The 12,832-nt window shown below is 62.3% G+C and carries 11 protein-coding genes; 7 read left to right on the forward strand and 4 right to left on the reverse strand.

Annotated elements, in window-relative coordinates; all coding sequences use genetic code 11:
- The first annotated feature begins 21 nt into the window (after positions 1-21).
- The 7 genes from dusB (at position 22) to ACQ4WR_RS19845 (ending at position 6,025) form a co-directional block, all read left to right on the forward strand.
- A complete protein-coding gene (gene dusB / locus ACQ4WR_RS19815) occupies positions 22-1,074 on the forward strand; it encodes a tRNA dihydrouridine synthase DusB (protein ID WP_436489406.1) in 1,053 nt (350 codons plus the stop codon).
- 167 nt (positions 1,075-1,241) lie between these two features.
- Positions 1,242-1,475 carry a helix-turn-helix domain-containing protein gene (locus ACQ4WR_RS19820; protein ID WP_008445162.1) on the forward strand — a complete coding sequence of 78 codons (234 nt, stop codon included), beginning with the start codon at positions 1,242-1,244 and terminating at the stop codon, positions 1,473-1,475.
- A gap of 92 nt (positions 1,476-1,567) precedes the next feature.
- Positions 1,568-3,154 carry a bifunctional phosphoribosylaminoimidazolecarboxamide formyltransferase/IMP cyclohydrolase gene (purH, locus tag ACQ4WR_RS19825; RefSeq protein WP_102294343.1) on the forward strand — a complete coding sequence of 529 codons (1,587 nt, stop codon included), beginning with the start codon at positions 1,568-1,570 and terminating at the stop codon, positions 3,152-3,154.
- 148 nt (positions 3,155-3,302) lie between these two features.
- Entirely contained in the window at positions 3,303-3,842 is a 540-nt protein-coding gene (gene ruvC, locus ACQ4WR_RS19830) for a crossover junction endodeoxyribonuclease RuvC (RefSeq protein ID WP_102294344.1), read from the forward strand.
- A 42-nt stretch (positions 3,843-3,884) separates the two neighbouring features.
- Positions 3,885-4,463, forward strand: a complete 579-nt coding sequence (gene ruvA, locus ACQ4WR_RS19835) for a Holliday junction branch migration protein RuvA (protein WP_436489409.1) — start codon at positions 3,885-3,887, stop codon at positions 4,461-4,463.
- A gap of 6 nt (positions 4,464-4,469) precedes the next feature.
- Complete coding sequence (gene ruvB / locus ACQ4WR_RS19840) at positions 4,470-5,525, forward strand: Holliday junction branch migration DNA helicase RuvB (RefSeq protein ID WP_034749202.1); 1,056 nt, start codon at positions 4,470-4,472, stop codon at positions 5,523-5,525.
- A 32-nt stretch (positions 5,526-5,557) separates the two neighbouring features.
- Positions 5,558-6,025, forward strand: coding sequence for a YaiI/YqxD family protein (locus ACQ4WR_RS19845; protein ID WP_102294346.1), 468 nt, complete (start codon positions 5,558-5,560; stop codon positions 6,023-6,025).
- Positions 6,026-6,078: 53 nt separating this feature from the next.
- Here ACQ4WR_RS19845 and ACQ4WR_RS19850 read toward each other — a convergent pair whose 3' ends face one another.
- The 4 genes from ACQ4WR_RS19850 to ACQ4WR_RS19865 all read right to left on the reverse strand — a co-directional run bounded on the left by ACQ4WR_RS19850 (position 6,079) and on the right by ACQ4WR_RS19865 (position 12,692).
- Positions 6,079-7,221, reverse strand: coding sequence for an OmpA family protein (locus ACQ4WR_RS19850; RefSeq protein WP_436489411.1), 1,143 nt, complete (start codon positions 7,219-7,221; stop codon positions 6,079-6,081).
- 13 nt (positions 7,222-7,234) lie between these two features.
- On the reverse strand, positions 7,235-9,013 hold the full coding sequence (locus ACQ4WR_RS19855) for an ice-binding family protein (RefSeq protein ID WP_436489413.1): 1,779 nt from the start codon (positions 9,011-9,013) through the stop codon (positions 7,235-7,237).
- A gap of 276 nt (positions 9,014-9,289) precedes the next feature.
- Positions 9,290-9,757, reverse strand: a complete 468-nt coding sequence (locus tag ACQ4WR_RS19860) for a DUF2147 domain-containing protein (protein WP_102294347.1) — start codon at positions 9,755-9,757, stop codon at positions 9,290-9,292.
- Positions 9,758-9,872: 115 nt separating this feature from the next.
- Complete coding sequence (locus ACQ4WR_RS19865) at positions 9,873-12,692, reverse strand: valine--tRNA ligase (RefSeq protein WP_102294348.1); 2,820 nt, start codon at positions 12,690-12,692, stop codon at positions 9,873-9,875.
- Between the last annotated feature and the right edge of the window lie 140 nt (positions 12,693-12,832).

A 12,832-nucleotide genomic window follows, 5' to 3' on the forward strand; every position in this document is an offset into this window, starting at 1 on the left:
CCGTCCATTCCAGGTTCCTCAGTGCAAATCGGCCCTCACATTCTGCGCAACAACGTTTTCGTCGCTCCCATGGCGGGTGTGACGGATCGGCCTTTCCGCCAGTTGTGCAAGCAGTTGGGTGCCGGTTACGCCGTGTCGGAAATGGCGGCGTCGAATCCGCGCCTGTGGGCGACGGAAAAAAGCTCGCGCCGCACGGACCATGCAGGCGAGATGGAGCCGAAAGCCGTGCAGATCGCCGGTGCCGATCCGCAAGACCTGGCCGATTGCGCCAAGTTCAATGTGGACCGGGGCGCGCAGATCATCGACATCAACATGGGGTGCCCCGTGAAGAAGGTATGCAACAGCTGGTGCGGTTCGGCCCTGTTGCAAAACGAAAGCCTGGTCGAAAAGATCCTGCACGCCGTCGTCAATGCCGTCGACGTGCCCGTCACCCTGAAATTTCGCACGGGCTGGAACCGCGAAAACAGGAATGCCCTGAAAATCGCCCGCATCGCCGAGCAAGCCGGCATCCAGATGCTGACTTTGCATGGCCGCACGCGCGCCGATGGCTACAAGGGCGATGCCGAATATGAAACCATTGCCGCTGTGAAAGCGTCGGTGGGTATTCCCGTGGTGGCCAATGGCGACATTACCAGTCCGGAAAAGGCCCGCTTTGTGCTCGATCAAACGGGCGCCGATGCCGTCATGATCGGCCGCGCGGCGCAGGGCCGGCCGTGGATTTGCCGTGAGATCGACCATTTCCTGCGCACCGGTACTTTGCTGCCAGCGCCGTACGTGGACGAAGTGCGCAGCCTGATGGACGAGCATTTGCGCGCCCATTACGCGTTTTATGGCGAATTTCTCGGCGTGCGCACGGCGCGCAAGCACATCGGCTGGTATGTGAAGGACCTGGAAGGCGGGGAAGCGTTCCGCCAGCAAATGAATGTGCTGGAGTCGACGGATGCGCAATTGCTGGCCGTCGATCAATTTTTTGAGTCGCAATGGAAATTTGGCGAGCGGTTACAATACCGCCTCTCCGAATCCAGTGAAAGTGGCCTGATCGATGAGATCAAAACTATGGCCACGGCAGCATGAGCAGATAGCAACAAGCAGGTGAATAAGTTACCAGCAGTACAAGGGCGAGCGCCTATACAGAGCGTCATGCAATATTAATTACAACACCGAGACAAGATGGCAGCAAGCGGCCCGCATGAGCGCCGCGGCAGTGGATTGTCAGGTGTTCAGCCGGTTGAAGCATACAAATGAGCAAAGAAAGCATTCAGGAAGTCGTACAGAAAAGTCTAGAAGATTACTTCAATGACCTGGGCGAACAGCAAGCATCGAATATCTACGACATGGTCGTGCTGACCGTGGAAAAGCCCATCCTGGAAGTCGTGATGACACGCGCCGATGGCAACCAGTCGCATGCCGCGCAGATGCTGGGCATTAACCGCAACACGCTGCGCAAGAAATTGCAGGAGCACGGTTTGCTGTAATGCCGGCATGCAAGTGACGCCAAGATTTGAATCCGCCGCAGCCTTTGCCCCTGCGCCATTCGCCAAGAACACTTAACCACCTAGCCACAGCCATGATCAAACAAGCTCTCCTCTCCGTTTCCGACAAGACCGGCGTTCTCGAATTCGCCCGTGCCCTGTCCGCCCTCGGCGTCAACCTCCTGTCCACCGGCGGTACCGCAAAATTGCTGGCAGACAACGGTGTACCCGTGACGGAAGTCGCCGACTACACGGGTTTCCCGGAGATGCTCGATGGCCGTGTGAAAACCCTGCACCCGAAAGTGCACGGCGGTATCCTGGCGCGCCGTGATTTCCCTGAGCACATGTCCAAACTGGTCGAGCACGACATGCCGACCATCGACATGGTGGTGGTCAACCTGTACCCGTTCCAGGGCACGGTCGCCAAGGCCGACTGCACCCTGGAAGACGCGATTGAGAACATCGATATCGGCGGCCCGACCATGCTGCGTTCGGCGGCCAAGAACCACAAGGACGTGGTCGTCATCTGCGATCCGACCGACTATGACGTGGTGCTGGCGGAAATGCGTGCGGCCGACGGCAAGGCAGGCGACGTCAGCTATGACACCAAGTTCATGCTGGCGAAAAAAGTCTTTGCGCACACGGCGCAATACGATGGCGCCATCACCAACTACCTGACCAGCCTGGGTCCGACGAAGGTGCACGCCGAGCGCGGTGCCTATCCGCAGATCCTGAACGTTGCCTTTGAAAAAGTGCAGGACATGCGCTACGGCGAGAACCCGCACCAGAGCGCCGCCTTCTACCGCGACCTGGTCACCACCGATGGCGCGCTGGCCAACTACCGCCAGCTGCAAGGCAAGGAATTGTCGTACAACAACATCGCCGACGCCGATGCGGCCTGGGAATGCGTGAAGAGCCTGGGCGGCTTCGAGCACAGCGCGGCCTGCGTCATCGTCAAGCACGCGAACCCATGCGGCGTGGCCCTGGGCAAGAATGCGGCCGAAGCGTACGCGCGCGCCCTGCAGACGGACCCGACTTCCGCATTTGGCGGCATCATCGCCTTCAACACGGAACTCGACGGCGCCACCGCCGGCGAGATCGCCAAGCTGTTCGTCGAAGTGCTGATCGCCCCGTCGTTCTCGGCGGAAGCGAAACAGATTCTGTCGAGCAAGCAAAACGTGCGCATGCTGGAAATCCCGCTGGGCGCAGGCGTCAACGCCATGGACTTCAAGCGCGTCGGTGGCGGTCTGCTGGTGCAATCGCCGGACGCGAAAAACGTCGGTATCGGCGACTTGCGCGTGGTCAGCAAGCTGCAGCCAACGCCGCAGCAATTGTCCGACCTGATGTTCGCCTGGAAAGTGGCGAAATTCGTCAAATCGAACGCCATCGTCTTCTGCGGCAATAACATGACCCTGGGCGTGGGCGCTGGCCAGATGAGCCGTATCGATTCGGCCCGCATCGCGTCCATCAAGGCGCAAAACGCGGGCCTGTCGCTGACCGGTTCCGTGGTGGCGTCGGACGCCTTCTTCCCGTTCCGCGACGGCCTCGACGTGGTTGTCGACGCGGGCGCGACCTGCGTCATCCACCCGGGCGGCTCCATGCGCGACCAGGAAGTGATCGACGCGGCGGACGAGCGCGGCGTCGTGATGCTGTACACGGGCACGCGTCACTTCCGTCATTAATTAAACCCAACGGCAAATGCTGGGGTCAGACCCGCCGGGACTCGGCGTGCCCGTCCGACCCCGGATGTTGCTTGTGGGGTGAAGATGTATAAAACGGCAGGCACCGGTTATTCACCGGTGCCTGCCGTATTCATTATAGAATCTGGCGATGATTATTCTTGGCATCGATCCTGGCCTGCGCACCACGGGCTTCGGGGTCATTGAAAAACACGGCAACAAGCTGCGCTATATCGCGTCGGGTACCGTCAAGACGGGTTCCGAAGGGGAATTGCCGCCGCGCCTGAAGGTCATCCTGCAGGGCGTGGGCGAGATCGTCGGCACCTACCAGCCCGATTGCGCGGCCATCGAAAAAGTGTTTGTCAACGTCAATCCCCAATCGACCCTGCTGCTGGGCCAGGCGCGTGGCGCGGCCATTTGCGCGCTCGTCAACGCCGACCTGTCGGTGGCTGAATACACGGCGCTGCAAGTGAAGCAGGCCGTCACGGGCCACGGCAAGGCGGCCAAGGAGCAGGTGCAGGACATGGTTTCCCGGCTGTTATCACTGCCCGGCTTGCCCGGCACGGATGCGGCCGATGCGCTGGGCGTGGCCATCTGCCATGCCAACAGCCTCGATGCGCTGGCCATGCTCGGCGCGCTGGCGCCCCAGCTGCAGGGTTTGCGCATGAAGCGCGGCCGTTTAGTAGGGTAGGCGCATGGCCCCCATATATATACATAACATTAGGAACACGCGATGATAGGCCGTCTCTCCGGTACTTTGCTTGAAAAGAATCCGCCACAATTGCTGGTCGATTGCCAGGGCGTCGGCTATGAAGTCGACGTGCCGATGAGCACTTTTTACAACTTGCCCCACGTGGGCGAAAAAGTCGTGCTGTTTACGCACCAGGCCATCCGCGAAGATGCGCACCTGCTGTTTGGCTTTGGCAATGCGGCAGAGCGTGCCGTATTCCGCCAGTTGATCAAGATCACGGGCGTGGGCGCGCGCATGGCCTTGTCGATTCTCTCCGGCATGACGATTGCCGACCTGGCGCAGGCGATCACCCTGCAGGATTCCGGCCGTTTGGTGAAAGTGCCCGGTATCGGCAAGAAGACGGCGGAACGGCTGTTGCTGGAATTGAAGGGCAAGATCGGTGCCGATCTTGGCCCGCTGGGCGCGCATGCGGCGCCGGACGCGCAATCGGATATTTTGAATGCACTGGTCGCGCTCGGCTATTCGGACAAGGAAGCGCTGGCCGCCGTGAAGAACGTGCCGGCCGGTACCGGCGTGTCGGACGGTATCAAACTGGCGCTGAAAGCGCTGTCGAAAGGCTGATAGGGCATGAGCATCCAGACCGACAGCTTCACGGAACAGCGCATCATCGACGCGGCGCCCATCTCGCACAACGAGGAGGCCATCGAACGGGCCTTGCGCCCCAAGCAGTTAGATGAGTATGTGGGCCAGGAAAAGATCCGCGACCAGCTGGAAATTTTCATCACGGCCGCGCGCCAGCGCAAGGAAGCACTCGACCACACCTTGCTGTTCGGCCCGCCGGGCTTGGGCAAGACGACCCTGGCGCACATCATCGCGCGCGAAATGGGCGTCAACTTGCGCCAGACCTCCGGCCCCGTGCTGGAACGCCCGGGCGATCTGGCGGCGATTCTGACGAACCTGGAAGCGAACGACGTCCTGTTCATCGATGAAATCCACCGGCTGTCGCCGGTCGTGGAAGAAATTCTGTATCCGGCGCTTGAGGATTATCAGATCGATATCATGATCGGCGAAGGGCCTGCCGCCCGTTCCGTGAAACTCGATTTGCAGCCGTTTACCCTGGTCGGCGCCACCACGCGCGCGGGCATGCTGACCAACCCGCTGCGCGACCGCTTCGGCATCGTCGCGCGCCTGGAGTTCTACAACACGGGCGAATTGACGAAAATCGTCACGCGCAGCGCCGCCCTGTTGAAAGCACCGATCGATCCGGAAGGCGCGCACGAAATCGCCCAGCGCGCGCGCGGCACGCCGCGCATCGCCAACCGTTTGCTGCGCCGCGTGCGCGATTTCGCGGAAGTCAAAAGCAATGGCGAGATCACCAAGGTGGTGGCCGACCGCGCGCTGGCCATGCTCGACGTCGATTCCGCCGGCTTCGACGTGATGGACCGCAAGCTGCTTGAAGCCGTGCTGTTCAAGTTCGGCGGCGGCCCCGTCGGCATAGGGAACCTGGCGGCAGCCATCGGCGAAGCGGCCGATACCATCGAGGACGTGCTGGAACCGTACCTGATACAGCAAGGTTTCTTGCAGCGCACGCCGCGTGGCCGTGTCGCCACGCCGGCCGCCTACCTGCACTTCGGCGTCAGCGCGCCGCGCATGGGTCCCGGCGGCGAAGCGTGGGAACTGTGATGGCGCAAGAGGGCTTGCAAGCGACTGCGGGCATGCAAATCTGGATCGACGCCGACGCCTGCCCCGTCGTCATCAAGGAAATTTTGTACCGCGTCGCCGACCGCCTGGAACTGCCCGTCACCCTGGTGGCGAACCAGGGCTTGCGCGTGCCGCCGTCGCGTTTCATCCGCACCGTGCAAGTGCCGTCCGGCGCCGACGTGGCCGACCAGGAAATTGTGCGTCTGCTCAACCCGGGTGATCTGGTCATCACGGGCGACATCCCGCTGGCCGCCGATGTGCTGGCCAAGGGCGGCTATGCGCTGAACCCGCGCGGCGAGTTCTACACCAAGGACAATATCGCCCAGCAACTGACGATGCGCGCCTTCATGGAAGAATTGCGCAGCGGCGGCGTCGACACGGGCGGCCCGGCCGCCTTCAGCCAGTCGGACCGGCAGCAGTTTGCCAACAGCCTGGACCGGCATCTGAGCAAGCACCATCGGAAGCCGGCGCCAACGCCATAATCCGAGGACGTAAAAAAACCGGCCACGCCGGTTTTTTTACGTGTGCAGCTGACTTAGCGTGCCACTTTTCTCGTACCCACGACTTCCACCGTCACGCGGCGGTTCTTGGCGCGCCCGGCGGCGCTCGTGTTGTCGGCCACAGGCTGGGTTTCTCCCTTGCCTTCCGTATACACGCGGTTGCTTTCCACGCCTTGCGTCACCAGATACGCCTTGACGGCTTCGGCGCGGCGCAGGGACAGTTTCTGGTTGTAGGCGTCCGGGCCGACGGCATCCGTATGGCCGACCGTGACGATCACTTCCAGGTCCATGCCTTGCAGCTGGCCCAGCAGCTGGTCCAGCGCCGCCTTGCCTTGCGGCTTGAGTGTCGACTGATCGAAATCAAACAGCGCTTCCGCGGCAAACGAGACTTTTTCCGAGACGGGCGCCGGCTTCACTTCGGCCACGGGGGCCGGCATGGTTTCGCTGATGGGCGGCAATGCCACCGCTGGCGCGGGCTGGTAGGCCGGCGTGGCACTGGCCGGGCGGCCCAGTTTATACACGAGGCTGACGGAATACAGATCCGCGTCGCCACGGTTGCCGACGGCGTCGTTCACGCGATAGCGTTCCACTTCGCCGCGCAAGGCCAGCGCTTCGCTGAACTTGTATTCCAGGCCCAGGCCCAGCTTGGCGTTGAGCTTGCGGTCCCTCGCACGCATATCGGACGACCCCAGCAGGCGGTTGCCGCTGAACTCGGTATTCGTCTGGGTGTAGTGCATGCCGACACGCCCCAGCAAGGACAGGCGCTGCGACAGTGGCAGCTGGCCCAGCAGGTCCAGGTTCACGCCGCGAAAGCCCACTTGCCCGTTCAGTACGCCGTTGCCGCTGGTGGTGGACTGGAAGTCGAACTTGCCCAGGTCAAAATAGCCCGCTTCCACCGCCATGTATTGGTTCAGCTGCTTGCCGACAAACAGTTTATAGCCGGTGTCGCGCTGGTCCTTGGCAAAACCGGTGACGGTTTCGCCGTTCGCGGCCAGGCTGGCGCGCAGCCGCGGCTCGTCGATATTGGCGCGCGACTGGCCCACGCCCGCGCCGATGTACCAGGCGCTGTTGGCCCAGTCCGGATTGATGAAGGTGTTGTCCTGTGCCTGCGCCGATTGCGCCGCCAGCAAGGCGCCAGCCATCACGCTCAGGGCGCCCAGTGTGTTTGCGATAGTCATGGTCATGTCCCGTTTATTTGGTGATCTGGTTGTTGCGCAGGGTAACGGCGGCTGCCGTCAGCACGCGGCCATTGAGCAGGGTCGTGTTGTCGCCCACCGTGATGGCGGCCGACTGGCCCAGAATGTTGCCCTTGAAGACGCTGTTCGCGGCCAGGGTGGTCGGGCCGACGGGCAGCCAGGTGACGTTGTCGGCCGTGGCGCCATTGTTCAGGGCCACCACCGAGTTGACGGTCGAGTTCAAGGTCAGCGCCGTGCGGAAGATATACACGCCTGGACCGTTCAGGGTCAGGGTACCCGTGATGCTGATCGCGCCGGCATAGCAATACACGCCAGGACCGAAGGTCTGGCCGCCCAGGTCGATGCCGCCGGCAAAGGTGACGTCGCAGATGCGGCTGTTGCCGTCCGTGATCGCCGCTTGCAGGTCCGTCATGGCGCCGGCCAGGATGGCGCCCGACTTGTAGTTGGTAAAGCCTGCCGCCTGGGTCGGATCGACGGTTTGCGATGGCGAACCGACGTCGCCCGTGATCAGGGTGGTGCCGCCCGAGTTATTCGTGATCGACGTGCCGGCCAGTACGCCGAACGGCGCCGCGCGGCCCAGGATGATCGGATTGAGGACGGGTGGGATGGCCACGCTGGTGACGGTCAGCAGCGCGCTGCCCGACTGGCCGGCAGCCGTCGCGGTGATGCTGCTGGTGCCGGCGGCGATGCCGGTGGCGATACCGGTGTTCAGCACGGTGGCATTGGCGACAGTTCCCGAGGTCCAGATGGCGCTGTTGGTGATGATGGCGTTCGAGTTGTCGGAATAGGTGGCGGTGGCAACGAATTGCTGTACGCCGCCGACGGCGATGCTGGTTGTGGCTGGCGTGACGGCGATGCTGACCAGGGTAGCGGCAGGCACGGTGACAGTGGTTCCGGCTGTTTTGCCGCTGAAGCTGGCCGTCATGACGCTGGTGCCGGCGCTCACGCCAGTCACCAGGCCGCCGCTGGCGACGCTGGACGAGGCTGGCGTGGCGGAAACGAAGGTGCTGCCGGACGTTACGTCGGCGGTGCTACTGTCCGAGTAGGTGGCAATGACGGCCAGCTGGCGCGTCGCGGCAATCAGCACGGTGGGATTTTGCGGCGTGACGGCGATCGACAGCAGCACCGCAGGCGTCACGGTCAGCACGGTGCTGGCCGTCAAGGTGCCAGTGGTGGCGGTGATCTGCGTGGTGCCGGCAATCTTGCCCAGCGCCAGGCCGCCAGCGGCCATGCTTGCCGTGGCGGGGTTGGCCGAGGCAAAGACCGAGACGGCAGTGACGTCGCGCGTGGCGCCGTCACTGAAACTGCCGCTCACGGCAAATTGCTGTGTGCCGCCGATGGCGATGGATGGCGTGAGCGGCGTGATGGCGATGGCCGTCAAGGTGGCGGGCGAGACGGTCAATTGCGCCGCCGCGCTCTTGCCGCCAAATGTGGCGGCGATGTTGCTGTTGCCGGCGGTCACGCCAGCGGCGACACCGCTGCTGGCGTTGACGGTGGCGGCGGCCGGCGTGGCGGAAGTCCAGGCCGCCTTGGCGCTGACGTCTTGCGACGAGCCGTCGCTGTAGGTGGCGATGGCCGTGAATTGCTGGCCTGCGCCGATGGCGACCGTGGCCGTCGCTGGCGTGACGGCCAGGCTGGACAGGGTAGCGCCCGGCAAGCCGAGGATGGGCTCGCGTCCCTGGTCGCCACCGCCGCCGCAACCGGCGAGGGCGGCCATGGCAAGCAAACCTGCCGAGACGAGCAGCGGGGTCATATATCGCTTGAAGATGTTCATGTGTTTCCTTTGTGCATGGGCAAAACCTTGCCGGGCATCTGCGGATGGGGTCATCCGCAGCGCCATGCCGCCCGTCGCTACAGGGCGATGGCGTCACAGGCATGCACTATTTCATTTTGGAAACTACAAGTATGTTCGGTGGCGCGCATAGGCTATTGTCATTCGGAAATATTATCTAAATGATCGAGCGAGGCCTGGAAAACAACACGACAGCGCCCGCGCGGCACGCAAAAAAGCCGGCGCAGGGCCGGCTTTGACAGGGCAGCTGATGCCTGATTATTCTTCGCGCACCCACGTCTGCGAGCGGCCAAACATCGGCACGCCGACATAGCCGCGCACTTGCAGCTTGGTGCCGCCTTCCTGCAGTTCGGCCTTGCTCTTGTAGACCTTGCCGCTGGCCGGGTCCGTGATTTCACCGCCCGTCCATGCATCGCCGTCTTTTTTCAAGCCCGTCAGGATGACCAGGCCGATGATGGGCTGGTCCTTGTTGGCGCCCGTGCACTTGTCGCACTTGGGGTTCTGGTCTTCATTCGGGGCGCGGAACAGCTTTTCGATCTTGCCTTGCAAGACGCCGTTGCTTTCCGTGATGACGACGAGGGATTTCGGCTTGCCGCTGGCATCGTCGATGGTTTTCCAGGTGCCGACGGGGGTGTAGTTGCCGTCGCGCGCGGTGGCGCTGCCGGCGATGGCCAGGGCGGCCACCAATACGCTTGCTTTGACGCTTGCTGTGAATAGTTTATGCATCGCTAGTCTCCTGTGGTTTTTTTGATCTGTCACGAAACAGTGTATTTACCAAGGCAAGACCAAGAGTGCTGCGCGGCGTCAGGGGGGACGGCCGCGCAATCCTTGCAAACTTGCCTTATGCGCTGGCTAGTTTAGCAAACTGTTCGCGCAGTTTTTCAATTGTCGCCGAAAAACTGAGCAAACGCTCGTTTTCTTGCGCAACAATGGCGGCCGGGGCGCGCGCGACAAAGCTTTCATTGCCCAACTTGCTGTTGACCTTGGCAATTTCCCCTTCGATACGGGCGATTTCCTTGCCCAGGCGCTCGCGCTCGGCAGCCACGTCGATTTCCACTTTCAGCATCAGCTTGGTGGTGCCGACGATGGCGACGGCCGCTGGCGAATCCGGCAGCGCATCGACGATCTGCACGTCGGCCAGCTTGCCCAGCGACTGGATGTACGGCGCATACGAGGCCAGCGCTGCTTTCTCGCTGGCATTGCCCGCTTCGACGATCAGCGGCACGCGCACGGAAGGCGAGATCTGCATTTCGCCGCGCAGGTTGCGTGTCGCGTCCGTCAAGGCTTTCAGCTGCAGCATCCACGCTTCGGCCGCTTCATCGATCTTGTCGGTGTTGGCGATCGGATACGGCTGCATCATGATGGACACGCCCTTGGGCTCGCCCTCGGCCTTCGGCAGCTTGCCGGCCAGCGGCGCAACGCTCTGCCACAGCGCTTCTGTAACGAACGGAATGATCGGGTGGGCCAGGCGCAGCACCACTTCCAGCACGCGCAACAGGGTGTGGCGGGTGGCGCGCTGCTGGCCTTCCGTGCCTTGCTGCACTTGCACCTTGGCGACTTCCAGGTACCAGTCGCAATACTCGTCCCAGACGAATTTGTAGATGGTGGCGGCGATATTGTCGAAACGGAAGTCCTCAAAGCCCTTGGCCACGTCCAGCTCCGCCTTTTGCAGCAGCGAGATGATCCACTTGTCCGCCTGTGACAGGTCGGCGTCATTCGGCGTGCAATCCTTGCCTTCCGTATTCATCATGACGAAACGCGTGGCGTTCCACATCTTGTTGCAGAAGTTACGGTAGCCTTCGCAGCGGCCCAGGTCGAAATTGATGTTGCGGCCCAGCGATGCATAGCTGGCCATGGTGAAGCGCACGGCGTCCGTGCCGTAGGCAGAAATGCCTTCCGGGAATTCCTTGCGCGTTGCCTTGGTGATCTTTTCCGCGTCGCGCGGGTTCATCAGGCCGGTGGTGCGCTTGACGATCAGGCCTTCCAGGTCGATGCCGTCGATCAGGTCGATCGGGTCCAGGGTGTTGCCTTTCGACTTGGACATTTTTTGCCCTGTCGAATCGCGCACCAGGCCATGCACGTAAACGGTTTCAAACGGCACCTTGCCCGTGAAGTGCGCCGTCATCATGACCATGCGGGCGACCCAGAAGAAGATGATGTCGAAACCCGTCACCAGCACGGACGATGGCAGGAACGCCTTCATGTCCGGCGTTTCTTCGGGCCAGCCCATGGTCGAGAACGGCACCAGGGCGGACGAGAACCACGTGTCGAGCACGTCGTCGTCGCGCTTCAACGGACCCGTGCTGCCGGCCGCCTGCGCCTTGGCGATGGCTTCCGCTTCCGTCTTGGCAACGAAGATATTGCCGGCGTCGTCGTACCAGGCCGGGATTTGATGGCCCCACCACAGCTGGCGCGAGATGCACCAGTCCTGGATATTGTTGAGCCACTGGTTGTAGGTGGTGCTCCAGTTTTCCGGCACGAACTTGATCTCGCCATTGGCGACCTTGTCCAGCGCCGTTTCGGCGATCGATTTGCCAGGGAAGAAAGTGCCTTCCGGGGCCGGCTTGCTCATGGCGACAAACCACTGGTCCGTCAGCATCGGCTCGATGACGACGCCCGTGCGGTCGCCGCGCGGCACCATCAGTTTGTGCGGCTTGACTTGCTCCAGCAAACCCAGTGTATCGAGGTCGGCGACGATCTGCTTGCGCGCGGCGAAGCGGTCCATGCCGCGGTAGGCTGCCGGCGCGTCGTCGGTAATTTTCGCGTCCAGGGTCAGGATGACGATCTGCGCCAGTTTATGGCGCTGGCCCACGGCGTAATCGTTCATGTCATGCGCAGGGGTAATCTTGACGCAGCCGGTGCCGAATTCCTTGTCGACGTATTCGTCGGCGATGATGGGGATTTCGCGGTCGCTCAAAGGCAGTTTCAGCATCTTGCCCACCAGCGGCAGGTAGCGCTCGTCCGTCGGATCGACGGCCACGGCCACGTCGCCCAGCATGGTTTCAGGACGCGTGGTGGCCACCGTCAGGAAACCGCTGCCGTCGGCCAGCGGGTACTTGATGTACCACATGGAGCCGTCTTCTTCCTCGGACACCACTTCCAGGTCGGACACCGCCGTGCCCAGCACGGGGTCCCAGTTGACCAGGCGCTTGCCGCGGTAGATCAGGCCTTGCTCGAACAGGCGCACGAAGACGTCGGTGACGACTTTCGAGCGTGGCTCGTCCATCGTGAAGTATTCGCGCTGCCAGTCGGCCGAGGCGCCCAGGCGGCGCATCTGGCCAGTGATGATGGAACCGGATTTTTCTTTCCATTCCCACACTTTTTCCACGAATTTCTCGCGGCCCAGGTCATGGCGCGAAATCTTTTGCGCGTCCAGCTGGCGCTGCACGACGATTTGCGTGGCGATGCCCGCGTGGTCGGTACCGGGGATCCAGGCCGTGTTGTGGCCCAGCATGCGGTGGTAGCGGGTCAGGCCATCCATGATGGTCTGGTTGAACGCATGGCCCATGTGCAGGGTGCCGGTGACGTTCGGCGGCGGCAACTGGATGCTGAAGGAAGGTTTTCCCGCATCGAGGGTGGCGGTAAAGTAACCGCGCTGTTCCCACTCGGTGCGCCAGAATTGTTCAATGTCGGCGGGCTCGAAAGACTTGGCTAATTCCATGATTTGGCGTGTGATTGGCAAAAGGAACCATTATAGATGACGCGGCATCGCCTGCAGCGTGGAAAGCCGCCTTTTTCAGTGTTTTGGCGGCTTTGCGGGCCGTTGGCGGCCAACGGGACGGGGGTAAAACAGCCGGCGAT

The sequence above is a fragment of the Janthinobacterium amylolyticum genome (assembly GCF_051380655.1).
Classification (GTDB): Bacteria; Pseudomonadota; Gammaproteobacteria; order Burkholderiales; family Burkholderiaceae_D; genus Janthinobacterium.

What these genes read in the sequence shown, in the direction of transcription:
- ACQ4WR_RS19820 (WP_008445162.1), top strand. Translation starts at nt 1,242, where the DNA reads ATGAGCAAAGAAAGCATTCAGGAAGTCGTACAGAAAAGTCTAGAAGAT.
- purH (WP_102294343.1), top strand. Translation starts at nt 1,568, where the DNA reads ATGATCAAACAAGCTCTCCTCTCCGTTTCCGACAAGACCGGCGTTCTC.
- ruvC (WP_102294344.1), top strand. Translation starts at nt 3,303, where the DNA reads ATGATTATTCTTGGCATCGATCCTGGCCTGCGCACCACGGGCTTCGGG.
- ruvA (WP_436489409.1), top strand. Translation starts at nt 3,885, where the DNA reads ATGATAGGCCGTCTCTCCGGTACTTTGCTTGAAAAGAATCCGCCACAA.
- ruvB (WP_034749202.1), top strand. Translation starts at nt 4,470, where the DNA reads ATGAGCATCCAGACCGACAGCTTCACGGAACAGCGCATCATCGACGCG.
- ACQ4WR_RS19845 (WP_102294346.1), top strand. Translation starts at nt 5,558, where the DNA reads ATGCAAATCTGGATCGACGCCGACGCCTGCCCCGTCGTCATCAAGGAA.
- ACQ4WR_RS19850 (WP_436489411.1), bottom strand. Translation starts at nt 7,221, where the DNA reads ATGACTATCGCAAACACACTGGGCGCCCTGAGCGTGATGGCTGGCGCC.
- ACQ4WR_RS19855 (WP_436489413.1), bottom strand. Translation starts at nt 9,013, where the DNA reads ATGAACATCTTCAAGCGATATATGACCCCGCTGCTCGTCTCGGCAGGT.
- ACQ4WR_RS19860 (WP_102294347.1), bottom strand. Translation starts at nt 9,757, where the DNA reads ATGCATAAACTATTCACAGCAAGCGTCAAAGCAAGCGTATTGGTGGCC.
- ACQ4WR_RS19865 (WP_102294348.1), bottom strand. Translation starts at nt 12,692, where the DNA reads ATGGAATTAGCCAAGTCTTTCGAGCCCGCCGACATTGAACAATTCTGG.